Source organism: Candidatus Paceibacterota bacterium, assembly GCA_035530615.1.
Lineage (GTDB): Bacteria > Actinomycetota > Actinomycetes > Nanopelagicales > Nanopelagicaceae > QYPT01.
Genome location: DATKUL010000003.1, coordinates 313,886 through 338,170, shown reverse-complemented (window position 1 = coordinate 338,170; position 24,285 = coordinate 313,886). Strand labels below are relative to the sequence as shown.

The following is a 24,285-nucleotide window of genomic DNA, read 5'->3' as shown; positions in this document are numbered from 1 at the left end:
CGCTACCGATTTCGTTGCCAAGTGCAATGTGGGATGGCATTACGAGCATCCTTAAGCACCAAAATCGCCTCCTTGAGTGTGGCAACCGAATAAACCCTGATGCCTTCAGGGACGTTTGTCACATCATCGCAATTCTCGCTAGGAGCAAGAAACACTGACGCGCCTGCCCTCTTCGCGGCGATTATCTTTTCGTCGATTCCACCGATGGCTCCGATATTTCCAGCACTATCGATTGTTCCGGTCCCAGCAATCGTTCTGCCGGCAACAAGATCGTCAGGGGTGAGCTTCTCAACGATCCCTATCCCAAAGACGAGCCCTCCGCTCGGTCCGCCGGTGTCTTTAAGCGAAATCGAGACTTTGATAGGAAAATCGTAAACCGTGACTTTTTTTCCATCTTTATCCAGTTTTGTCTGGCGAGGCACGTCGTACCCCAAATAAGTAAGAGCAGCGACGGTGGCTGATTCCTGAGAATTGACCATGTCTTTCGTATTTGCGGCATTTATTTCTTGGGAACTCTTATGGGGAGGGTAGAGAACCTCCCGCGGCATAACTATCGCTTCACCTTTGAACCAGGAGAGAAGGACATCCGCGCCGAAGATCGGAGAGGACGGGCTGGTTACATAAATCGTCGTAAGTAGAAGCTTTCCAGAACTCTTATAAGTCTTCGCCGCGGAGATTTTAATGACTGAACCAAGCACATCTTGCCCCGCACCAGGTTGCAGAACTGCGTAAGGAAGAGGAACAAGCAAACTCGCCAGAAGAAAGATTGCTACAAAATAGAGTGCCAAACGTGGAAGTTGAGAAATGCGCATACCGCGAAAGACCGACTACTCGTTTGGCTTAGAAGGTTCTTTCTCTGGCGCAACATTCCCTTGTGAATCACCATCAGAAGAATCGTTGCCCTGAGAGTCGCTACGGAAAGAACTCTGAAAACGCTGGAATTGAGAGACAGATCGGGTGGTCTCGTTCTGGAACCGCTCTTGGAACTTGGTAACCCATAGAACATAGGCCAATGCTCCTATGACGGCAGCTAAAGGCACTAACCACCAAATGAGAGCCGAAAACGCGGGGGACATCCTCTTAGCCTACCGCGCCAGGGAACAAAGCGATGCATGAGATTGTTATACAGCGTGAGCGTAGAGTTCTACTTTGGTAAGGAGTTCACATGGCGCCATTTGGTTTCACACCCTCAAATAGCGATGATGCGCCCGAGGAGAACAACCCAGCGAATCCTCAACCAAATGGGGCTACTGGAGATAATACTGAGAATGGCGAAAATCAAGATCTCGCTGCGCTTTTTGCCATGCTGCAAGAACAGATGCAATCACAATTTGGCGAAAAGATGCCCGCAGATATGGCAAAGGAAATTCAAGAGCAGTTTGCGAAATTAGGAATCAACCCCATTGGATTTCTTGATGCGCTTGGAAAATCTGACAGCGCACTTCCACTCAACATTAGTCGCGACATTGCCAAGCAATATGTTGCCGCACACGGTTCTGCGATGATCGGAACAAACGATGTCGCGGTCTATCAGGAAGCAATGGGAATAGCGGATCTTTGGCTTAACGATGCAACGGTTTTCCCGGCAAATTCAAATGTTAAAAATATTTACAGTCGCGCCGATTGGGTGGATGCGACTATGAAAGGTTGGCAGAAAACCGTAGAGCCGCTTGCCAATGGACTTGCGAAAGCAATGACTTCAATTGTTGAAGAACAAGGGTTACCCGAGAATTCATTGCCGCTTGCGCAAGTAGCGGGACTCTTACGTTCGTTCATTGGAACAATGATTGCAACTCAACTGGGTCAATCAATTGGTGGTCTAGCAGCGAGTGTCACCGGTGCACATGACGTCGGACTACCACTTCTGGAACCTGCCCGACCAGCCCTCATACCGGAGAACATTGCACTCTGGAGCGCAGATATCGGTATAGAGCCATCTGAAGTGAGAATTTTTCATGCCCTTCGTGAGGGTGCGATTGCCCGATTATTCGACAATAATCCTTGGCTCATTGAGTACATGCGAAACGCGATTGCAGAATATGGCAAGGGAATTCGCATCGACGTGGAAGCAATGCAGCGACAAGCAGAAGAAGCAATTGACTCTGGCGCCATTGATCCAAACAATCCTGAAACATTCAAGGTTGCACTCAATGAGGGATTGTTTACGCCGGAAGAAAGTCCAGCACAAGTTGAAGCTCTCACAAAGTTGGAAACTGCACTCGCACTCATTGATGGTTGGGCTGACGATGTCACAACTCTTGCAGCCGGCGATCGGCTTCCATCGCTCAATGCGCTTCGTGAAACTCTTCGTCGCCGTCGGGCGACTTCATCGCCTGCACAACAACTCTTCGCATCTCTGTTCGGACTTGAAGTCTCACCTCGCATGTCACGTGAAGCCAGTGCGTTCTGGTCACAGATCCGTGCTCTGCGGGATGTAAGCGCCCGTGATCAAATCTGGAGTGGAATTCTTCCAACTCACGAAGAACTCACCGATGCAGAAGGTTACTTGCGAAGTATCGAAGTGCCCGACGATCTATCCAGCTTGGCCGACTGAGAGGCCGAATGAGGGGTCGAATAAAAAGGCGAAGTCCTCGGGCGCTCGATTCCATATCTGCCTTCCCCTTGCAGATAGAGAACGGTTATCCGAGGACTTCGTTATGCGCAACGTACGTGACATTTCCCAGAGAATCAACTGAGAAGGCGAAAAAACTGCCAGAAAGTTAATGAAGAGTGCGCGGCACTGGGTTTGCAAAGAATTTCTCTCCTATTTTGTTCCTAAATGTATTGACAAATGTATTGACAAGCCCATCCAAAATCTCATCCTGAAATGCCCCCTGTAATTCGGTTATCGGGTAATCCGACAATTTCCGAGGCGAGCCATACCCGCAAATTCTGGGGAAATCGGCTGGTCATCCGATACCTTCTCGCTATGCGTCGAATCGAGAGTGAGTTTCTTGAACAACCCCTCTCCCAAGTCCTGCCTGGAATTTCTGAAGGCGAAATCATCGTCATCCGATCCACGCGGAGGAAGCGAAATATCGCGGCCTATCGCCAGGGTGGCCAAATTGTTGTCTCCATCCCAGCCCGACTGAGCAAAGCCGATGAGCGGATGGTTGTTCCAGAAATGGTGGCAAAGGTCCGCGCCCAAGAGGCAACCCGGGTGATCACCGATTCGGCACTCTCTGGCCGAGTTGTCGATCTCCTTGCGCGGTGGGCTCCCGAGATGAACGAGCGACCTTTCTCGGTTACCTGGCGGGAGAATATGAACGGGCGCTGGGGCTCCTGCACCAATGTGGATGGCACAATCCGGATTTCTTCCCGGCTGGCGCGCTTTCCCGAGTACGTCCTGGATTTTGTCCTCTTCCACGAAGGTATCCACCTTCGATACGGGGACCACGGGGCTCAATTCCAGGAAATCCTCGCTCGATTTCCACAAGCCGACCTAGCCCAGGCCTATCTGGACGGCTACGAGGCCGCCGAGAACGCCCTGACCCCAGCCTCCCTGTCCCTGTAGCCCGGGAGAGGGCATTAAGGGCTTGTCAGGGGGAAATGGTGAGCTAGGAAGGCTCAAAAATATCCCGATTCGCGCTCAGAATCCACCCCTTCACGCTCAGGCAGGGGTATCGTGACCGTTGCACGCTCGCTTATGAGTCGGGAAGCTCTCCCACAAACCGCTTGCGTCGATTGGAGGAGGACATGACAGAACCAGAGACATACACAGGTGACGCTTACTGCGTTAAGTGCAAGGAGAAGCGCGACTTTACGGGAACCGTAAAAGTCTCAGACTCTGGTCGTCGCATGGCTCAGGGCATCTGCTCGGTCTGTGGCACCAAGCTCAACCGCATTCTTGGCAAGGCACAGTAAGGCCAACCTTTTTTCTCGACTGCGTTAAAGAACCGCAACATGCGGTCACGTAGAAGTTGAGAGACTGGCGCTCTGATACAGAGCGCCAGTTTTTTTATCTCCCGGCGTGAGCCAGGCTCAGGTCGCAACTGGCCCCAAGTAATCAGGACGTAGCCACAATCTCACTTCGCGCTCATATTTCGCCGGTTCGTCAACACTTCTACCTGCTCATAACCGTGCATCTCTTCTTTCTGCGCGAGCGTTCTGCATACGTGATGAGAGAAGAGGCGAGATGAACCAGGTTGATATAAAAACGAGCGATAGTGAGATAGGTCTCAAAAATGCCCATCCGCGACTGAAGGCCGGCGTGCTCGTCGTGACTCATGAAGATTTCACATACGTCGGACGGATGGATGCGGGCATCGCCCTCTCATCACCGGCACGCAACGCCATCAATTTCTTGAGCGGGAAGAGTTCGGGTGAGGAGTTAAGCCAAATGCTGGATATCCCTATCGAGGAAATCAAGGAACTCATCGCCGAACTCGATGCCGCGGAGTTGCTCGATACCCAAGCCACAAAGATCGCAGTTCACACCCGTTTCCATTCTCCCAATGCCAATCGAGCTTCACATGCGGGAGATGACAGTAGTGATGGTGCGTTCCAGCAGTTGAAAGCCAGACTCGTACCAGAACTCAGTTCTGCAACCTGGCACTCCAACTCCAAAGATGGGGGAGTTTCCATCGTAAATTCTCGGCGCGGATGGCAGATCAATATCTATGGCGACTCACGAATCGCCACCTTGCTCTACGGAATCCTCCTCTCCAGTGGCATAACCCACACCCGTCTGCACGTCCTGCAGGAGAATCGGACAATCTCCGAATCCGACCTCTGCGCTGGTTTTATTAGAGCGAGCGATATCGGGCTTTCCTACAGAGTTCGACTCGATGAGTTGGCACGAGAACTCTCCCTATTCCCGACTACTCCGCCGTCGAAATCAGAGAAGAAGGGGAATGGGGGCGTCGCCGAAAAAGGCGAAGCCGCAAGGAAAGTGATTTCAATAGTTGTCGGAACTCCCCCATCAGATGAGCTCCAAACCTGGATGAGCGAAGGCGTTGCGCATCTATTGGTTGATAACCCCGATGGCGCCGCAGTCACGATCGGGCCCCTTGTCATCCCCGGAAAGACGCCTTGCACCAGATGCGTCTCGATTGCCAATGAAGATCTCAACGAACTCTGGCGAGATATCTCTTGGAGGAAGCATAACTCTCCAGCATCCGAGGTTCCGGTTGCGGTGGCCCACCATGTCGCGGGATTTCTCGCTTTAGAACTACTTGCCTTCTTGGATGAAGGGAGATCGAAACTGATCGGGAGATCAGCTCGCATTAATTTTCACTCCCCAACCGTGATACAAGAACGGCTATACGCCCGCCACCCTGCATGCGGATGTACCTGGTAGAACGGCCTAATAAATCAAGCAGCGTCGGACTCTTCCACCTCTTCAATTGCGGCAGCGGGGACAAGTCGCGGACGACCTACTGTTCGTTTGCGAGCGATCACTCGGCCATTTTCAAATAGCTCTCCGCCCCAGATTCCGCATGGCTCTTCTCGTGAAAGTGCAGCCTGCAGACATTGAGCACGAACGGGGCATCCGCCACAGAGAGACTTGGCCAATTCAATTTCCTCACTCTGTTCTGCGAAGAAAAGTTCGGGGTCCGAGGTGTGACACGGCAAGGCGAAGGCGATCTCTGAGCCATACGCACCTGTGACATCATCCAGGCCAATCTTCTCGCCGTTGTTAGCCCACCCTGGCACTAATAATTCACTAAAGAGAACGGCCATTCTCCTCACCTCATCTCTACTGGACTCCCAGTTGTCTTCTTTCTCGTGTCCTACTCGTCTTTTCTGTTTTTACATTTCTTGGGGAAAAGAAAAAGGGCCCGAATCCTTGTGGATTCGTGGCCCTTGGGGTCTGGTTCGGTTTATCCGATCAAACTCCAAGCGGCCTTTTCGCCAAATGCGAGATACCAAGTGGTGCGCTTTGACGCACGATTGGCGGTAGCGGAGGCGGCATGATTTCCTGTAGCCGAAAGCGCTACCGTGAAATGTGTTGAAAACAACTGCATTTTGCGCTTCCCTTCGCTTGTACTATCAATCAATCGAAGAATTTCTTCGCCGACTAAATTCCTTGATCACTCGATCAAGCAGTGCTACAGAGTAAGGCACTGACCGTGACTGAGGCAAGTTAATTAAATATCGAGTGGGACGCGGTTCTCCTATTGGGTATTACTGGCTGGTCCATTAATCGATCAAGCCTGCTTCGCGTAGAAATCGGCTGGGGCGACTGCTGTTGGTGGCACTAGATCGATAACTTAAATTGAGATGCCTTTTCGCGCGGGTGATTCCCACGTAAAAAAGGCGCCTTTCTTCCGCAACGACATTCTCATGTGTCGGAAGTATCCCCTCGTTTAAGCCCACGAGAAATACGTGCTCCCACTCCAATCCTTTGGCTGCGTGCAAGGTTGCCAAGGTCGTCACTGGCATGACCGGCGGATTATTCTGCTCGGCTCTCTCTTCTACTTCGCGAAGATACGTGCGAAGTGACTTGGGGGCGAACGCCGGATCATCATCAACTTCTCGGGCTAGATGGAGTAGCGCAGTAATCCCGTCGGTGCTGGCTCCAGTAATAAATGGCGCAGCGATCGTACGTAGTTCGTCAATCCACTCGGTCCCAGGAGCAGGGATAACGGAAGCTTGGCGAACGGCTCTGAGAAAATCCTTTACGTCGGTGCGATCGAAGAACCTCTCATTATTCCGGACTTGATAGGGAATGCGAGCAGCCAAGCATCCCCGCTCAAGTGCCTTGAGTTGCGAATTTGTGCGGGCCAACACGGCAATGTCTTGGGCCGCGATTCCTTCGGACGTAAGCTTCACAATTTCCGCGACGACTCCGGCTACTTCACTAGATTCATCTTTGTACTCGCGAACTTCTGGATGCGCTCCGTGTGGGTTGAGCGAGACCAATTCTTGTCCCATCAATCCACTTCGCAGCACGCTGTTAGCCATGAAAATGATTTCGGGGGTGGATCGATAGCCAGATATGAGACGGATGACCTCTGCCTGCGGAAATCTACGAGTGAAATTATTGAGGAAAACTGGAGTTGCTCCAGCGAAAGAATAGATAGTTTGCGCGGGGTCTCCCACTACGCAAATCTCCTCGCGGCTTCCGAGCCAGGCATTGATAAGTCGCTGTTGAAGTGGCGAAACATCCTGATACTCATCAATGGTGAAGTAACGATACTGATCGTGGACTCGCTCGCGAATCTCGCGCTCCTCCTCAAGCATTGCGGTCGTCAGCAATAACACATCTTCAAAATCGATAGTCCGCTCTTGTCGTTTAAGACTCTCGTACGCTGCATAAACCTGAGCCACTTGCCCGGAGGTTATTCTGTTTCGATCGGCACGAGTTTTAGATTCTTCGATGTAATCCTCTGGTGCAATCTGGGAAACTTTCGCCCACTCAATCTCCGTAGAAATATCACGAATTAATTCGCGCGAATGTGCAGAGACTTTCCCGGCCAGCCCGGCATGAGAAATCGCCTCTTTCACAAAACTGGACTTAGTCGTGAGAAGATCAGGTGCTCTACCCCCAAATACTCCCGGCCAGAAATAGATAAGTTGTTTGAGCGCTGCGGAGTGAATAGTCCTGGCGGCGACACTCGGAACACCGAGGGAGCGGAGCCGCGCTCTCATTTCTCCAGCTGCGCGAGCAGTGAAAGTAAGTGCCAGCACCTTCGATGGATTCATCACACCGATTGCCGAGGCATAGGCGATCCGGTGGGTAATTGCCCGTGTTTTACCGGTTCCCGCTCCAGCGATTACGCAGACGGGGCCGCGCGATGCGAGCGCTACTTCTCGCTGCTCGTCATCAAGGGCTTCCAAAATTTCTTCGGCACGGATTTCGTTGGAGCCGCGCGCCTCATCCATGTGGCGACCCATGTGGAACCGACAGATCATCCGCTGCTCCAGCGCCATACCAGTGCTCAATCATCCTCCGCGAAACACTTATTTGCGATGGGAGTATGAGTTCACCACTCCTCACTGCCTCTCGCATCTCTTCTCGCGAATACCAACGCAGTTCCACAATCTCTTCACCGTCGGGACGAGCAATATCTGGTTCTGAAGTGATCGCTTCGAAAGCGATCATGATCGAAGCGGGAAATGGCCACGGCTGTGACCCCAGGTAATGCACCGAATGAACAAGTACACCAGATTCCTCTGATACTTCTCTGACAACGCTCTGCTCAAAAGATTCACCTGGTTCAACAAAGCCGGCAAAATTGGAGAATAATTTCTCCACCCAGAGGCGTTGTCGTCCAAGAAGTAGGCGATCAGCTTTATCTTTGACTAAAACGATAACTGCTGGATCAGTCCGCGGATGATGTTCGCTTCCATCCACGTCACATATTCGAACCGCTCCACCTAAACCGATTCTTGTCTTGGCACCACATCGAGAACAGCACGGGTGGGTGTGGTGCCAGTTCGCTAATCCCAGTGCATGTACCGCTAGTCCGGCCTCTATATCCGAAAGCCTGGCACCAATTTGCCGAAGTGTCCGAAGATCCTCTTCCTCGATCACCGCTTCATCGGTATGCCAGACAAAATAACTCACTCCTGTCTCTCTATCGATTCCCAGAAAATACCGCTCTCCCACCCCATGGATGGAAAGGGAGTCATGAAAAACCAGGGCAGTATCTGAGGAATGAAAGCGGTCTTTGACCAGAACCAGGATTTTGCCGCTTCGCCACAAGAAATCGAGTTTGGACGAATCTGTCCGAAGATCCCCGGCGCGATCTATAGAGCTTCGGGCAAGCACCAGGGCTTGGAACCGCTCTGGTCTGCTTTCCTGCGTAGCACTCATGATGGGCGACACTACTAGCATGAACCCATGCGCCTCACCTCGTGGAATCTCCTTCATGGCCGGGCAACACCGCTCACTTCAGCGAGCGAAAATGCCCGATCTGGGAGCCCTGCTGAGCCAAACACGCTGCTAGCCAACGCGCTGCGCACTCTCAACCCCGATGTCCTAGGCCTGCAGGAGGTGGATTTCCACTTGGCTCGATCGGCCGACTCCAACCAAGTGGCGGCAATTGCCTCCATGATGGGTGCGCAGCATTGGGCTTTCACTCCCTCGGTCATTGGCTCGCCGGATGAGAATTGGCGCGGTACAACGCAAGCAGATGTACGAGTCGTCACCAACAAAAACCCCATCGGCTTATCGGGCTACGGAATCGGACTGGTTTCAAAAGTCCCTATTCGTTCGTGGCATCGATTAGAACTACCTGCAGCTCCCATCGGAGTATTGATGACACTTCCCCGCGAGGGAAAACTCAAGAAGATTTATGTTCGCGATCATCCACGATCCGCACTCGCTGCCGAACTTGAAAATGGCTGGCTCATCATCAACACTCACCTCACTTTCGTACCCGTCTTTAATTATCTGCAACTTCTTAAAATAAAGCGCTGGGTAAAGAGGCTGCCTGCCACAGATAAATCAAAAATTATTATTATGGGTGATCTCAACTTGCCACTCTCAATACTCGTTCGTGGACTGCATTGGAACTCCCTCGTTACAGAGCGAACATTTCCCACCTGGAAGCCGAGAGTTCAGGTCGATTACTTTCTTTCGCAGAAAATTTCACCCGAGGATGTGGTCCATGTTCCTTCAATGCTCACGGGAGTGAGCGACCACTTACCGCTGACGGTAGAATTGGATTAATGCTTCTCTAAAAGAGCGATCAGCTCTGATTCATCGAGTAAATCTGCGCGCCGATCCGTGACACCGGTAGGAACATAATGGAATGCCGCACTTACAAGGGCTGGATCAATTTTCTGCAACTTCGCCCAGGCCAATCGGTACATCGCCAGTTGGATGGCTGCAGATTCGCCAAGTCTCTTAGATCCAGTCTTCCAATCGACAACCTCGAAACGATCTCCAATTTTGTACACGGCGTCGATTCGACCGCGCAGAAGTACGCCAGCCAGAACACTCTCAAAGGGCACTTCAACGGCATAGGGCTGACGATCTCCCCATTCACTGGCAAGCCATCTGGTCTTAAGCTCTTCCAGCGTTTGATCTGATTCGAGAGGATCAATGGGGTCGAGATCTTCGTCGTCAAAGAGAGTAGCTTGGCCAAAATGCTTCTCCACCCAGAGGTGAAAAACAGTGCCCCGCCTTGAGTATTCATCCTGTGGCCGCGGCATTGGTCTTCTGATCACCAACGCCAATTCTTCTGGATTGTCACGAAGGGCAACGAGCGTGGAAACCGAGAGTCGAGGAGGCAGGAGCACATCGGCCCGATCCTTACTTCGATGAAGCTCATTGATCAGAGCTTGCGAATCGCGAATCCATGACTGAATGCTCTCAATATCTGTATCCGCATTCATGACTTCGGGCTTCAGCGAGTGCGCCGCACTATTGCGAACCAAGTCAATTGCCGCATCAAAGGAGGCACGGCGATCACCGAGTGGATCGCGGGGCCAGATGGCGGAGAGTGGATTGGATGATTCGGGTTTCTCATCCTCATCTTGCGGGACGGGTGCATCAGACAGAATTACTCCGCCGTGAACTAATGCTGTTTGCGCCACGAGTTCATAAATTTCACTGGGCTCCACGGGATTGATTCCGTCGCGCCATCTCGAAGTCGTACAGATTAGATGAGTCCGCGCTCTGGTAATTGCGACATACCCCAGGCGAATCTCCTCATCGTGTCTGAGTTTGTTGCACTCCAGGGCAAAGACATCAAAGACTTTCTTTGCCTCCGTATTTGTACTGCACGCAGAGATATCAAAGGTCGGTAACTCATGACTATCACCACGCAGTGGGAATGGGATGTGCTCTTCATTAGTCAGCCAGTTATCTCGCTTCAAGCCATTTCCGGGGAAATTACCTTTAGCCAGCCCCGGCACTGCGACAACATCCCACTCCGCGCCCTTGGCAGTGTGAATTGTCAGAATCTGGACAACATCGCGGCGCACCTCGGGGGCGCCAGATTTCAACCCGGCTTCTTCCGAAGAGGCCACATCGAGCCATTCAAGGAAGTCGGCAATTGTTCCTCCGCTGCGTGAGAATTTCGCAACCTCATCCATAAAGCGATCCAGGTGACGTCGGCCATTCTCCGTGCCGTCGCGGAGCTGTACTTCTACATCTAGATTGAGATAACTCTCTATCTCGGAGACGAGATCTGTGAGTGGACCTCCAGCTCGGGAGCGGATGCGGCGCAGGTCGGCGGCAAAATGAGTCAGCCGAGAAAACCCCGCTTGGGTGAAATGTGCAGCATTGGCACTGGTTATTTCATCTACTGCATCAATAAGGCTTGCAAAGAACTGGTCATCGGCTTCCTCGCGCAGCGGATTTCCCTGCACAATTTTCGCAACCAAGCCCCGGGAAGTGGTCTGCTGCGCCTGCGCGCGCGAACGAGAGAAACGACCCAGGGCGGCAATGTCGGATGCGCCTAAATTAAGGCGTGGTCCAGTGAGATGACGCATCAGTGCTGCGCCAGCTTCTGGATCGGTTATGACACGCAAGAGCGAAATTACATCGGCAACCTCCGCGACGTGAATCAGTCCCCCAACACCTAGAACTTCGACGGGAATATTTTCACCGCGAAGAGCTAGTTCGATTTCTGCGATCTGCGAACGCTTACGGACGAGAACGGCAAATGAGGTTCGATCCTTCTCGTCCTTGGCCATTCGCTCGGGATCAAACCAGAGGTTTGAAAAATATTCAGATATTCCTTTTGCTTCGCTCTCTAAAGTTTCAAAAATTCCATAAGCCAACTCGCCTGCTCCGGCACCATCTCGTGCAACTAGCGGGAGCACCTCCACCGGACTATTTTCGCGGATCTGCTCTGACACAGTATTGGCGAGCTCGAGAATGATTTTGTCATTTCTATACGTGACGGGAAGGGAGAAATGTTTGGCACTTCCATTCGCATCACCCTTGCCAGGAAAATTCTTTGCGAAAGCCCCGATAGTCCCGGCCGACGCACCCCGCCAGGTGTAGATCGCTTGGCACGGGTCGCCCACTGCCATCACTGCATGGCCATCTCCAAAGAGCGCGGAAAGCATCCGCACCTGCGACTGAGAAGTGTCTTGGTATTCATCCAACAAGACCACTTTGTATTTCGCGCGTTCAATCTCTACAACTTCGGGGATTTCCATGGCGATGCGAGCCGCCAGTGACATCTGATCGTCGAAGGAGAGTTCGCCATTCTTCTGGCGAGTCGAGATAAGTTCTTCAACCATCGGAAGAATCGACATGCGTTGCTGTAGAACTTTCTGAACCCCGCGCACGGTCTCATTCGATTTCGTACCAAGGGTTTCCAACTGCGCCAAGAGATTCTCAGATATTTTCCTGATTTCGTCCGAGGAAGTCATATGTTCTAGAACCATCCTAGAAAGGCCAATAACGTCATATATAACCGTGCTTAAAGCACTCTCTGACGTGAACTCGTCATCTGGCCAATTGCTCACGATTTTTGCCGCCATCTGCCAGGTGGCCGCCTCCCCCATGGGATCAGAACTGGCGTCAATTCCATATCGAATGGCATGCTCGTTGAGAAGCCGTCCTGCATAGGAGTGATAGGTCATGATCACGGGTTCGCCACGGGCAATCTCCAGACCAACTCGCGGGTCGCGCAATTGCCGCAACTTGCTGCGAATCCGCACTCCCAATTCACCCGCGGCTTTGCGCGTAAAGGTCAGACCCAGAATCTCCTCAGGTTTAGCCAGGCCATTGGCGATCAGGTAGAGAACGCGCGCGCTCATCGTCTCCGTCTTGCCCGATCCGGCACCAGCAATCACGACTGCAGGTTCGAGTGCCGCTGCAATGATGGCAGATTGTTCATGAGAAGGAATACGAACTTTTGGATCAACAATTCTGAGTTTGTTAGCAATAATTTCCGGAGAATAAAGAATGTCTCTGCTCATTCCATCACCGTCCGTCCATCGCTCTGGATTGGACATGCGGTTCGCACCTGACAGTTGTTACACCGATCGTTAATGCTTGCCGTAAATGCACTGCCACTCATGCCTTCGGCAATGATTTGGATTTCATTGCGCATTTCAGTTGCATCGACCCGTGGTTGTCGACGGACTGGCGCCTCTTTATTCTTCGAGCCAAGATAAACCAGTTCGGCACCAGCGGTGGTGCGACCTAGATGCCTCTCGTCGAAACCACCTTCAACAACGGCAAGTTGGTACGCCTGCATCTGCATATTGGTAAGTGCATCTGCTTGGCTCACCGGAGAAGCGCCCGTTTTGAAATCGACAACGTAAATCTCCCCCGACTCCGTTACTTCGAGGCGATCTACATTTCCGCGTATCTGCGCGCGACCCACGATGACATTGAATTCGACTTCGACTCCGATGATCTGGCGCGTTTGGAGTGACTCATTGTGATAGCGGACAAATTTCTCAATCATCATGAGTGCACGATTTAACCGCGTAGTGCTGACCCATCCGATGGTGGGATCAATCAATTTCCACGCATCGCGAAGTTTTCTAGTGAGTTCTTCTTCCGTCAGTGACGGATCCTCTCCCATCAAAGCGGCGTAGGCATGGATGGCCGAACCAAGAACCTGCGCGGTGCTATCCCCATTAGTGCCGCCGTTGCGCTCAAGAAACCACTTTAAGCCGCAATCAATAAAGCCCTCAGCGCTGCTGGGTGAGACTGAAACAAGCTCACCCGGCGGAACAATCGGGTCTTCGCTGCTAATCGGAAGAACCCCTGCCCAAGTGCTGATATCGGCCGCGGGCAACCCTTCTTCAGCAAGGCGCTTGAGCAGAGAGGCTGCCGTCGCATTCTTAATCAGAAGTTCGCGGCGTAGTGTCGCAACTAAGGCGGCCGGTGTGATGGGACGCGGAACTTGAGTAATTTCTCTTTCACCATCCTCACCATTTACCAACAGTGAAACCTCTTCAAAGAAGATAGATGGCTCGTCATCCTCTTTGGCAACCGCGGTGATGATGAGTGCGGATTTAGCCCTAGTCGTCGCGACGTAGAAGAGCCTTCGCTCATCTTCGGCAAGCCCACTGGCCGCCAGTGCATCCAACTCTTTGCGGGCTAGTACTCCGTGGCGCATGATCTCCACCAACCGTTCACTTCCCAGAAGTGATCCACGCTGACGCAGGTTGGGCCAGGTACCTTCCTGCAAACCTGCGATTGCCACCACTTCCCATTCGCGACCCTTGGCGGCATGAACTGTAAGTATCTCTACGACATCAGGACGTTGCCCTTGGGCGGTTATGACATCTCCCAAAATACTTTCCTGACTAATTTGGCGGATGAAACTATCCGCCTTGGAATGTGGAAATCGCTCCGCAAACCGGCGGGCGGATTCAAAGAGTTGCATCATCGCATCCAGGTCGCGATCTGCCGCAGCTCCGCGCGATCCACCTCGAAGCGCTTGTCGACGCCAACTCTCGCTCAATTTAGATCCATCACTTGTTATCGCATTGCTCCAAATTTCCCAGAGGAGATCTTCACCTTGCGCAGTGGACTTGCGCAGGACTTTCCGGGCGCGCGCTAAGAGATCATGGATCCTTTGCAGGGATTGAGCCCCTTCAATTGAAATATCGCCATGCTCAACCGCATCTATCAACAATTGAGTGCCAGTGCGCTGATCCTCCTCGGCTCGCGATGCCAGAAGTGCTCTGCGAATTCTCCGTAAAGAAACCGAGTCGGCACCGCCAAATTCGGAGAGTAAAAGTCGCTCGCAGTTCTCCAGATTAAGAGGTACCTCCCCAAGTGCGATCTGCGCAATCAATAAGAATGGTGCGATGGCAGGATTGTTTGCCAGCGCCTCAACTTCTGAGGCCACTGGGATTCCTGATTGGGAGAAGGCGCGGCGCAGGGCCGAAGCCTGCATCCCGGGAGCACGCAGAAGCACTGCCATCTCGCTCCACGGCTTCTTCTCAATCAGGTGGGCATGGCGAAATTGATAGGCAATAAACTGCGCCTCCTCGCTCTGTGAGCGAAAACGTCCGACAAGAACCGGCGCGTATTCGTCGCCTTGAGTCGCACGGACGCAGATGCGCTTTCGCTGCGGAGCGGCTCTTGAGAATCCAGCTGCAATATGAGCGCCTACTTCAAAAACATCAGGACTGCTCCGGAATTCATCATGCAACACAATCTTCTCTCCAATTGGCCCCTTACCAGATTGGTAGAAATCCAATTCGGCGCCCAATTGATCTGGATCTGCACCTCTAAATCGCCCCACAGCGCTGTCCGCGTCCGCACAGATGACGACATCCTGATTGACGAGTTCGCGCAGAAGGGCGCGTTGCGCGGGATCGCTCTCTTGAAATTCATCGACCAGGATGGTGGAGAAGCGCGCGCGAAGATCGGTCGCAAGGATCGGATTCGCTCTGAGATGGCGGAAAGCCTCCACGACTATCTGGCTCGGGTCGATGCGTCGCTTAGCGTCGCCAGCTGAATCTGTTTGTAGATCCAAAATATCCAGGTACTGCTTCCAGAAAATGGCTGCCGCTTCCCAATATTTCTCACCACTCTCCTTGCCGAGCCGTACAAGTTGATCAGGAGAGAGATTTCTTTCAGAAGCGCGCAGTATGAGATCGCGCAGTTCTCGTGCAAAGCCATTTGTCGTAAGCGCCTTCTCCAAATCGAGTGGCCAGTAATTCTTACCAAGGTCGACATCTCCAGCGATGAGTTCGCGAATGAAATATTCCTGCTCGGCACCCGACATAAGGATTGGATCTGGTGCATCAGGATGGGCTTTCATTTTAAGAATTGAAAAGGCGAGAGAGTGAAAAGTCCTAGCAATGGGTTCGTGCATGATCGTAGTCGTACGCAGTGCCACGGCATCGCGAAGTTCGGAAGCGCGCTCGCGATCGTAGGTCAACATCAATAGTGAATTGGGATCTTGTCCTTCGCTGATACGTGAGAGAGCAGCTTCAATGAGAAGGGTGGTTTTCCCGGTTGCAGGACCACCCAGGACGACAAGGGGCGAGTCTCGATGGCCGATCACGCGTAATTGATCATCAGAGAATGTAATCGCCTTTTTCACCAACGGGCGCCGGACAAGTGCTCCGACTAGCTCAAATTGGTGTTTCGCCATGCCCCCATTCAACCCGACATGGGTGACATTGTGGGGTAATTGCAAGGAAAAGCGCGAAGCCGAATCACCCTTGATTAATCTGAACCTGTTTCCATAGCGGCGCGATCAAGAGATTCGTTGGCATCAGGACTCTTCTTACTACTAGAGGATGCGATTGCTTCAGCCCCACCGGTTTCGAGTTGGCCAACCAACTGAAAGTATCCCTCACCGAGTTGGCCCTGTGCGCGGTAGAGCTCGAGTTTGGCACGAGTATCGGCAATATCGAGATTTCGCATAGTTAACTGGCCAATGCGATCGACAGGTCCAAATGCTGCGTTTTCAGTACGCTCCATTGAAAGTTTGTCTGGGTGATAACTAAATGCAGGGCCTGAGGTATTGATGATTGAATAATCATCACCGCGGCGCAAACGAAGTGTGACTTCGCCAGTGACGGCTGAAGCAACCCATCGCTGTAAAGATTCGCGAAGCATCAGCGCTTGGGGATCTAGCCAACGGCCTTCATAGAGAAGGCGTCCAAGGCGGCGACCTTCAGCGTGGTAGTTAGCGATGGTGTCTTCATTGTGAATTGCACTGATCAGACGCTCGTATGCAATAAAGAGAAGCGCCATACCCGGAGCTTCGTAAATACCGCGACTTTTTGCTTCAATAATGCGATTCTCTATCTGATCGGCCATGCCTAATCCATGGCGACCGCCAATATCATTTACTTCGCGCATTAAGTCAACGACGTTGGGGAATTCTTTTCCGTTAATCGCCACAGGCCGACCTTGGATAAATTGAATCTTTACATCTTCCGTCGCAATTGCCACTGACTCATCCCAGAAACGAACGCCCATTATGGGTTCGACGATTTCAAGTGACGTATCTAGGTGCTCAAGAGTTTTTGCCTCATGGGTTGCACCAAGAATATTTGCATCTGTGGAGTAAGCCTTTTCGACGCTGTCTCGATATGGCAGATTGTTTGCGCTTAGCCATTCAGACATTTCCTTACGGCCACCAAGTTCGCGGACGAAATCAGCATCCAACCATGGCTTGTAAATCTGAAGGTTTGGGTTTGCCAATAATCCATAGCGATAAAAACGTTCGATGTCGTTTCCTTTGTACGTCGAACCATCACCCCAGATCTCAACACCATCTTGCAACATTGCACGAACAAGAAGAGTGCCGGTTACCGCCCGGCCAAGGGGCGTGGTGTTGAAATATTGCTTACCACCGGAGCGAATGTGAAAAGCACCGCACGCAATTGCGGCCAGACCCTCTTCGACAAGGACCTCCTTGCAATCAACAAGACGTGAAATCTCGGCACCATAATCTTTTGCTCGGCCTGGAACAGAATCGATATCTGGTTCATCGTATTGGCCAAGGTCTGCCGTATAAGTGCAAGGGATTGCACCTTTGGCGCGCATCCACGCAACCGCTACTGAGGTATCAAGACCGCCTGAAAATGCGATACCGACTCGTTCTCCAACGGGCAATGCTCCAAGGACCTTAGACATGGGTACAGTCTAAAGGAGAGCAATTACTCCTGGTTGGCTCGCTTGGCGCGTGCGGTAAGGCGGGCGCGTTCATCGGCATTGAGGATCACCTTCCGGATACGGACCATTGCCGGAGTGACTTCAACGCACTCGTCTTCACGACAGAATTCGAGAGCGCCCTCCATATTGAGTCGCTTTGGTGGAATAAGACGCTCGGCCTCATCGGTACCGGATGAACGCATATTGGTGAGCTTCTTCTCACGCACCGCATTGACGTCCATGTCCTCGGATCGCGAATTCTCGCCAATAACCATGCCCTCATAAACTTCAGCGCCGGGTTCGACGAAGATGCTGCCACGATCTTGGATCGCATACATCGCGTAACTGGTCACGAATCCGCGGCGGTCCGAAACAAGTGAGCCGGTTGGGCGGGTGCGAAGTTCGCCGTGCCAAGCCTCATATCCGTCGAAAACGTGGTGAAGCAGGCCGGTTCCGCGAGTCTCGGTGAGGAACTCTGTGCGGAATCCGATCAATCCACGGGATGGAACGCGGTAATCAAGGCGGATCCAACCAGTGCCGTGGTTCACCATCTGCTCCATGCGCGCCTTGCGAAGTGCCATCAACTGCGTGATGACGCCGAGGTAATCCTCAGGTGCATCAATGGTGAGGTGCTCCATCGGCTCGTGCATCTTTCCATCAACCATCTTTGTGACAACCTGCGGTTTTCCAACGGTGAGTTCGAAACCTTCCCGTTTCATGATTTCAACGAGCACGGCAAGTTGGAGTTCGCCACGACCTTGCACTTCCCAGGTATCTGGACGCTCCGTGGTGAGAACTCGGAGCGAAACATTTCCAATGAGCTCTGCATCCAGACGGCTCTTCACAAGTCGCGCAGTCAACTTCGTTCCGCTCTGACCTGCCAGCGGCGAAGTGTTGATACCGATCGTCATAGAAATACTTGGCTCATCAACCGTGATCAACGGAAGCGCAATGGGATTATCTGGGTCTGCCAGAGTCTCGCCCAAAGTGATGGTCTCAAACCCCGCGACCGCGATGATGTCGCCCGGGCCAGCCTCTAATGCCGGAACTCGCTCAAGTGCCTCGGTAAGAAGTAGTTCGGCAACTTTAACTTTTGTCATGCTGCCGTCGGTTTTGATCCAAGTGACCATCTGACCCTTTTTTATGACACCTTCGCGAATGCGACAGAGAGCGAGACGACCAAGGTACGGAGATGAGTCGAGGTTTGTAACGTGTGCCTGTAAAGGTGCACCTTCGTGATACTCAGGAGCAGGAATTGCGGAGAAGATAGTGTCAAAGAGAACGTCGAGGTTTGTTTCCTCTGGCATTCCGCCGTCTGCCGTGCGGGTCAATGACGCGCGGCCAGCCTTGGCAGATGCATAAACAATCGGGAATTCAATCTGCTTCTCATTGGCATCAAGATCCAAGAACAGTTCATACGTCTCATCGACTACTTCGGCGATGCGAGAGTCTGGACGGTCAACTTTGTTGATCACAAGGATGACGGGCAAATTCTTTTCAAGTGCCTTACGGAGCACGAACCGTGTCTGAGGCAAAGGGCCTTCAGAAGCGTCTACGAGAAGAAGAACACCATCGACCATTTCAAGGCCACGTTCAACCTCGCCGCCGAAGTCCGCGTGACCCGGGGTATCAATAATGTTGACGATATTGGCTCCGCGGTGAACAGCGGTGTTTTTCGCAAGAATCGTGATGCCCTTTTCGCGCTCCAGATCCATCGAATCCATCATGCGATCCTGGCCTTCGGATTGCTCCTTATAAGCCGCGAATGCACCAGACTGCCAGAGCATGGCATCGACCAGAGTGGTCTTGCCATGGTCAACGTGGGCAATAATTGCGACGTTTCGAAGATTTTCGCGCTTCTTTACTGGCAAACCTGCCAAATGCGCGGTAGATGCGTTAGCCATTGACCCTCAACTCCACTCGATTTATGCCCTTAATGAACATCAATAGAGCGGTGCAAAGAATAGCATCTAGCACATATAACCCTTAAATCGGGTCTTAATTAAGCGAGAAAAATCAAGAGTTTTGAGGAAACCCTAAATTAATTCCACCATGGCTTGGATCCAACCAACGGCTGGTAACAACTTTTCCACGAGTGAAGAACTGAACACCTTCGCCACCATGTGCATGCGAATCGCCAAAAAGTGAGTTCTTCCATCCACCAAATGAGTAGTAGGACATTGGCACTGGGATCGGAACGTTGATTCCAACCATGCCAACCTCTACTTCATTCTGATAGCGACGAGCTGCACCGCCATCATTTGTAAAGATCGCTGTTCCGTTTCCGTATGGATGATCATTTACTAGTGCGAGTGCTTCGTCGTATGTTTTCACTCGGATCACGCTAAGTACCGGTCCGAAGATTTCTTCTTTATAGATACTCATATTGGAAGTAACGTTGTCGAAAAGCGTCGGGCCAAGCCAGAATCCGCCGCCCTCAATATTTATATCCCGTCCGTCGACTACAAGTGTCGCGCCTTCTTTCTTGCCAGCTTCAACATAGGATGCAACTTTGTCCCGGTGTACAAGAGTCACGAGTGGACCCATGTCGGCGCCCATCGCGCCGTTGCCGGTCTTGATTTTCGCCATGCGCTCTTTGATCTTCGCAACCAATTCATCCGCAATCGGTTCCACTGCTACAAGGACTGAGATCGCCATGCAACGCTCACCCGCCGAACCAAAACCAGCGTTGATTGCGGCATCGGCTGCCAGATTCAAATCGGCATCGGGTAGGACGACCATGTGGTTCTTTGCACCACCAAGTGCTTGGACTCTCTTACCGGCTTTTGTTCCGGTCTCATATACATATCTAGCAATCGGAGTCGAGCCAACGAAGGAAATTGATTTGATCCCTGGATGTGTAAGCAGTGCATCAACCACAACCTTGTCTCCGTGCACGACATTGAACACGCCATCGGGGAGTCCGGCTTCCTTCCAGAGGTTTGCCATATACATGAGCGCGCTGGGGTCTTTCTCAGATGGCTTGACGATCACGCTATTGCCACAGGCAATTGCAATTGGGAAAAACCACATCGGAACCATTGCCGGAAAGTTGAATGGAGAGATGATCGCAACCGGCCCGAGAGGCTGGCGGATCGAATACACATCAACGCCCGTAGATACCTCCTCGGAGAAACCACCCTTGAGCAAGTGCGGTATGCCGCAGGCGAATTCAACGACTTCCAACCCACGGGTTACCTCGCCTAAAGCGTCACTTAATACTTTTCCATGTTGGGCCGTGATGAGCGCAGCGATTTCTTCTTTATGGGTATTTACCAATTCGCGGAAAGCAAATAGGACCTGAACGCGCTTGGTTAATGAAGAATGTCGCCATAAGTCGAATGCTTTTTTGGATATTTCGACCGCGTGATCAATAGTCGAAGCGTCCGCAAAAGCGACCGTCCCGGTTACTAAGCCCGTTGCCGGGTTGAAGATCTCCCCGTGCCGTCCGGATTTTTCATCTGCAATTTCGCCATTAATCCAATGCGATACATGAGTCATGTACGAAGGTTACTTGAGACAGATATAGTGGCGCTAGTGCGAAAAGAATAGGAATGATAATGAACTCGCCAACTATTGATCCCAAAAAAGGTGCTGAGGTTTTTGCAGCCGACCGCGCCCATGTTTTTCACTCATGGTCTGCCCAAGCACAAATTTCCCCCATCCCTGTCGCAGGTGCGCAAGGATCTTATTTCTGGGATTACGATGGAAATAAGTACTTGGATTTTTCATGTCAGCTCGTCTTCACCAACATTGGTCATCAACATCCCAAAGTTGTGAAAGCAATCCAAGAACAGGCCGCGATTTTGGCCACCATCGCACCGCAACATGCCAACGTTGCCCGCAACGAAGCAGCGAAGCGGATTGTTGATTTGGCCGGGCCAAAATTCCAAAAAGTCTTCTTCACAAATGCTGGAGCCGACGCAGTTGAAAATGGAATTCGTTTGGCGCGACTGCACACAGGCAAGGATAAAATTCTCTCCACCTACCGTTCGTACCATGGCAACACTGGTGCAGCGATTAATGCGACCGGAGATCCGCGCAGGTTCCCCAATGAATACGCTTATGGACACGTTCATTTCTGGGGTCCATATCTCTATCGCTCTTCTTTCTGGGCCACCGATGAAGCCGAAGAGTGCCAACGCGCACTCGAGCATCTTGAACAGACCATCATCTTTGAAGGACCAAAAACCATCGCGGCAATTCTTTTGGAGACGGTCCCCGGAACTGCAGGAATCCTTGTTCCACCCGCTGGCTACTTGGAAGGTGTCCGAGCACTCTGCGACAAGTACGAGATTTTGTGGATTGCCGATGAGGTTATGGCCGGATTCGGAAGAACTGGTAAATGGTTTGCCTTCCAGCACTCAAATGCTCTCCCGGACCTCATTCTCTTCGCAAAGGGGGTGACCTCGGGCTACGTAGCCCTTGGCGGAGTCATCATTCCGGAAAATATCGCAAAGACATTCGACGATCGAGTATTTCCTGGCGGACTCACCTACTCTGGCCATCCGCTTGCTTGTGCAACAGCCGTCGCGACCATTGATGCGATGAAAGAAGAGAAGATGGTTGAGAGCGCTGCGAATCTGGGCGAAAAAATCATGGGTCCTGGACTTCGCGAATTAGCGAAGAAGCATAAGGTCATTGGCGATGTCCGTGGAGTTGGTGCTTTCTGGGGCATGGATATCGTGAAAAACCGCGCAACCCGCGAGCCAATGGCTCCGTATGGAAGTTCAAGCCCAGAGATGAACGAGTTGATTGCTGCGTGTAGAAAGAATGGTCTGATGCCATTCCCCAATTTCAATCGACTTCACCTAACGCCACCGATCAATATCTCTGAAGCCGATGCCAAATTGGGACTTGAACTCTTTGACAAAGCCCTTTCTGAAATTGGAAAGCACTACTCCGGCGCATGAGCGAGTCTCACGAAGAGATCGCACAGTCAGAATATTTCCTTAATCTCCCGCGAAAGCGGATTGGTGCAGGGCTGATCTTCGTAGACGAACAAGAACGTATCCTCCTTGTGGAGCCAACGTATAAAAAGAACTGGGAAGTCCCGGGTGGCATGGTCGAGCTCGGAGAGACACCACGCGATGCGGCACGAAGAGAAGCGCTGGAAGAACTTGGCATCGAAGTAATTGTGGGCCGGCTACTCGTTTTTGACTGGGTTCCTCCTCGGCGATTGCCTGATGACGGCGTCATGCTTCTCTACGCAAGCGATCCAATCGACACCTCGAAAATCGTGCTTCCTCCGAACGAACTCATCTCATGGAAGTGGTGCGATCACGATGAGATTGCCGAGCGGGCTTTAGACTTCATGGCGCGAAGACTGGACGCAGCACTTCATGCGTTGGCCACTGACACGGTCATAGAACTTGAAAACGGACACCCGGTCAGATCTAACTAATCACCCTCCTTGAACGACTACTCCCCTTCTTATGGATACCGGTTGAACCAATCAGGACTAAATGCTTTGGGGTATTCTCCCATCATGGGTACGAAGCTGGATCTATTGAAAGCGAACCGCGAGGCGATTCTCGAAATTGCCAAGCGGAACAAAGGTCTGTCGATTTCCGTCTTCGGGAGCGTTGCTCGCGGTGAAGACACCGATACCAGTGACTTTGACTTCCTTGTTGATTTTGCCAAAGGAGCATCATTTTTCGACCAGTTCCAAATGCAGCAAGAGCTTTCGGAATTCCTCAAGGCACCCGTGGACGTTATTTCACTTCACGCATTAAAACCTAGAGATTTCGATATTCGCGAAGAAGCCCTGGCTTTGTGACCCGTTCGGAGATTATCGTCTTCCAGGAATTGAATGGAAGAAGATTGCCGGGATGAGAGTACTTATTGCCCATGCCTATCACCGAGTGGACATCGATTTCATTTGGACAATTGCAACGACATCGGTTCCCGATTTAGCTCAAACAATTCGTGCAAAGTTTCCAGACCTGGACTCTGAGGCCTAGTCACAGATTGGAAGGTTAGGGTGATTGGATATTTAGTGGGGCAATCCACCATTCTGAAGCGACAGTTAAAGAAGATTTTTCAAGTGCTTTTCTCTTCGGCTCGTCAAGATGACCGCAAACCACCACCACTTGAGCAGCACCTCTTGCGAGAGCCGCTTTTCTAACTTGATCGAGAAGATCTGCACCGACGGTTTCCCACAAATCACTTTCAATCACGACGAAGTCGTCTATCGAACAAGTCAAACCGCCTGGGTTGTAAACAGGAGGTGCTGGAACTAAGCGACCAATGACAAAACCAACCAATTCAGTTTCTGAAGTTGCGACTAGGGTAATTACCTTTTCATCTGCTATTTGACTGGCAAAGTAGTCTCGCTGTTGAGCGATCGCGTCTGGTGCTACTCGCCAAAAGACAGGTTGGTAGGTTTCATATTCAAGCCGTTTGGCACTTGCTAAATTCAGGATTTCCTCCAGGTCGAAATCCTCTGCCGTTCGAATTCCGGTGTTGCTCACGTAATGTGGCCATCCAGGGAATAGTCAGCAACTTTGTTAGATTTCATGGATGAATAGTCGCATATGAATATTTGTAAGGAGCGGTTATTTGAGAGAAATGATTGATTCCCAATGTCCAGTTTCATCCCTTCGAGCGCGCCTTTCTAATTTCTCAAATCATTGACCTGAGATCATCTTCCGAGGTCATGAATCAAGCGTTGGATATCTACAAATTGAGTCGTATCCACTCGATGGACGGTTCCTAGTCCGAGTGGATCCGCCATCCTTCCCCACATTTCCCAATCTGAATCCGTCGAGCCAGAACTTTCAGAGTGAATC

Annotated in this window: 21 protein-coding genes; 9 read left to right on the top strand and 12 right to left on the bottom strand. The window is 51.7% G+C overall.

Annotated elements, in window-relative coordinates; all coding sequences use genetic code 11:
- Positions 1 to 2: 2 nt before the first annotated feature.
- Both VMW30_10170 and VMW30_10165 read right to left on the bottom strand, forming a co-directional pair.
- The gene (locus tag VMW30_10170; protein ID HUW88718.1) at positions 3 to 812 is read right to left on the bottom strand and encodes a S16 family serine protease; all 810 of its coding nucleotides are present in this window, start codon (positions 810 to 812) and stop codon (positions 3 to 5) included.
- 15 nt (positions 813 to 827) lie between these two features.
- The gene (locus tag VMW30_10165; protein ID HUW88717.1) at positions 828 to 1,076 is read right to left on the bottom strand and encodes a hypothetical protein; all 249 of its coding nucleotides are present in this window, start codon (positions 1,074 to 1,076) and stop codon (positions 828 to 830) included.
- Between the two features lie 89 nt (positions 1,077 to 1,165).
- Here VMW30_10165 and VMW30_10160 point away from each other — a divergent pair, with 89 nt between their 5' ends.
- The 4 genes from VMW30_10160 to VMW30_10145 all read left to right on the top strand — a co-directional run bounded on the left by VMW30_10160 (position 1,166) and on the right by VMW30_10145 (position 5,299).
- A complete protein-coding gene (locus VMW30_10160) occupies positions 1,166 to 2,554 on the top strand; it encodes a zinc-dependent metalloprotease (protein HUW88716.1) in 1,389 nt (462 codons plus the stop codon).
- A gap of 273 nt (positions 2,555 to 2,827) precedes the next feature.
- On the top strand, positions 2,828 to 3,514 hold the full coding sequence (locus VMW30_10155) for a M48 family metallopeptidase (GenBank protein ID HUW88715.1): 687 nt from the start codon (positions 2,828 to 2,830) through the stop codon (positions 3,512 to 3,514).
- 182 nt (positions 3,515 to 3,696) lie between these two features.
- The gene (locus VMW30_10150) at positions 3,697 to 3,864 is read left to right on the top strand and encodes a DUF5679 domain-containing protein (protein HUW88714.1); all 168 of its coding nucleotides are present in this window, start codon (positions 3,697 to 3,699) and stop codon (positions 3,862 to 3,864) included.
- A 271-nt stretch (positions 3,865 to 4,135) separates the two neighbouring features.
- Complete coding sequence (locus tag VMW30_10145) at positions 4,136 to 5,299, top strand: hypothetical protein (GenBank protein HUW88713.1); 1,164 nt, start codon at positions 4,136 to 4,138, stop codon at positions 5,297 to 5,299.
- A 14-nt stretch (positions 5,300 to 5,313) separates the two neighbouring features.
- Here VMW30_10145 and VMW30_10140 read toward each other — a convergent pair whose 3' ends face one another.
- The 4 genes from VMW30_10140 to nudC all read right to left on the bottom strand — a co-directional run bounded on the left by VMW30_10140 (position 5,314) and on the right by nudC (position 8,782).
- Positions 5,314 to 5,682, bottom strand: a complete 369-nt coding sequence (locus tag VMW30_10140; protein ID HUW88712.1) for a WhiB family transcriptional regulator — start codon at positions 5,680 to 5,682, stop codon at positions 5,314 to 5,316.
- 140 nt (positions 5,683 to 5,822) lie between these two features.
- Positions 5,823 to 5,966, bottom strand: coding sequence for a hypothetical protein (locus VMW30_10135; protein ID HUW88711.1), 144 nt, complete (start codon positions 5,964 to 5,966; stop codon positions 5,823 to 5,825).
- A gap of 175 nt (positions 5,967 to 6,141) precedes the next feature.
- Positions 6,142 to 7,887: an ATP-dependent helicase gene (locus VMW30_10130; GenBank protein ID HUW88710.1), complete on the bottom strand. Its 1,746-nt coding sequence runs from the start codon at positions 7,885 to 7,887 to the stop codon at positions 6,142 to 6,144.
- The gene (gene nudC / locus VMW30_10125) at positions 7,820 to 8,782 is read right to left on the bottom strand and encodes an NAD(+) diphosphatase (protein ID HUW88709.1); all 963 of its coding nucleotides are present in this window, start codon (positions 8,780 to 8,782) and stop codon (positions 7,820 to 7,822) included. Before nudC ends, VMW30_10130 begins: the two co-directional genes overlap by 68 nt.
- A 6-nt stretch (positions 8,783 to 8,788) precedes the next feature.
- Here nudC and VMW30_10120 point away from each other — a divergent pair, with 6 nt between their 5' ends.
- Positions 8,789 to 9,619 carry an endonuclease/exonuclease/phosphatase family protein gene (locus tag VMW30_10120; GenBank protein ID HUW88708.1) on the top strand — a complete coding sequence of 277 codons (831 nt, stop codon included), beginning with the start codon at positions 8,789 to 8,791 and terminating at the stop codon, positions 9,617 to 9,619.
- On the opposite strand, the gene VMW30_10115 is transcribed toward VMW30_10120, so the two are convergent.
- The 5 genes from VMW30_10115 to VMW30_10095 all read right to left on the bottom strand — a co-directional run bounded on the left by VMW30_10115 (position 9,616) and on the right by VMW30_10095 (position 20,995).
- Positions 9,616 to 12,867 (bottom strand): ATP-dependent DNA helicase, encoded by a 3,252-nt coding sequence (locus VMW30_10115; GenBank protein ID HUW88707.1) that lies wholly within the window; start codon positions 12,865 to 12,867, stop codon positions 9,616 to 9,618. The two genes, VMW30_10120 and VMW30_10115, sit on opposite strands and share 4 nt — an antisense overlap.
- Entirely contained in the window at positions 12,828 to 15,980 is a 3,153-nt protein-coding gene (locus tag VMW30_10110; GenBank protein ID HUW88706.1) for an ATP-dependent DNA helicase, read from the bottom strand. The genes VMW30_10115 and VMW30_10110 overlap by 40 nt, the downstream gene beginning before the upstream one ends.
- 74 nt (positions 15,981 to 16,054) lie before the next feature.
- A complete protein-coding gene (gene argG / locus VMW30_10105; protein ID HUW88705.1) occupies positions 16,055 to 17,476 on the bottom strand; it encodes an argininosuccinate synthase in 1,422 nt (473 codons plus the stop codon).
- 23 nt (positions 17,477 to 17,499) lie between these two features.
- Positions 17,500 to 19,398 (bottom strand): translational GTPase TypA, encoded by a 1,899-nt coding sequence (gene typA, locus VMW30_10100; protein ID HUW88704.1) that lies wholly within the window; start codon positions 19,396 to 19,398, stop codon positions 17,500 to 17,502.
- A gap of 112 nt (positions 19,399 to 19,510) precedes the next feature.
- Positions 19,511 to 20,995 (bottom strand): CoA-acylating methylmalonate-semialdehyde dehydrogenase, encoded by a 1,485-nt coding sequence (locus VMW30_10095; GenBank protein ID HUW88703.1) that lies wholly within the window; start codon positions 20,993 to 20,995, stop codon positions 19,511 to 19,513.
- A 59-nt stretch (positions 20,996 to 21,054) separates the two neighbouring features.
- Between VMW30_10095 and VMW30_10090 the strand changes: the two genes are divergently transcribed.
- The 4 genes from VMW30_10090 to VMW30_10075 all read left to right on the top strand — a co-directional run bounded on the left by VMW30_10090 (position 21,055) and on the right by VMW30_10075 (position 23,457).
- The gene (locus VMW30_10090) at positions 21,055 to 22,407 is read left to right on the top strand and encodes an aspartate aminotransferase family protein (protein ID HUW88702.1); all 1,353 of its coding nucleotides are present in this window, start codon (positions 21,055 to 21,057) and stop codon (positions 22,405 to 22,407) included.
- Entirely contained in the window at positions 22,404 to 22,898 is a 495-nt protein-coding gene (locus tag VMW30_10085; GenBank protein ID HUW88701.1) for an NUDIX hydrolase, read from the top strand. Before VMW30_10090 ends, VMW30_10085 begins: the two co-directional genes overlap by 4 nt.
- An 84-nt stretch (positions 22,899 to 22,982) precedes the next feature.
- Positions 22,983 to 23,273: a nucleotidyltransferase family protein gene (locus VMW30_10080; protein ID HUW88700.1), complete on the top strand. Its 291-nt coding sequence runs from the start codon at positions 22,983 to 22,985 to the stop codon at positions 23,271 to 23,273.
- Positions 23,239 to 23,457: a HepT-like ribonuclease domain-containing protein gene (locus VMW30_10075; protein ID HUW88699.1), complete on the top strand. Its 219-nt coding sequence runs from the start codon at positions 23,239 to 23,241 to the stop codon at positions 23,455 to 23,457. The genes VMW30_10080 and VMW30_10075 overlap by 35 nt, the downstream gene beginning before the upstream one ends.
- Before the next feature lie 15 nt (positions 23,458 to 23,472).
- Here the strand turns inward: VMW30_10075 and VMW30_10070 are convergent, their stop codons facing one another.
- The gene (locus VMW30_10070) at positions 23,473 to 23,967 is read right to left on the bottom strand and encodes an N-acetyltransferase (GenBank protein HUW88698.1); all 495 of its coding nucleotides are present in this window, start codon (positions 23,965 to 23,967) and stop codon (positions 23,473 to 23,475) included.
- Positions 23,968 to 24,285 lie beyond the last annotated feature (318 nt).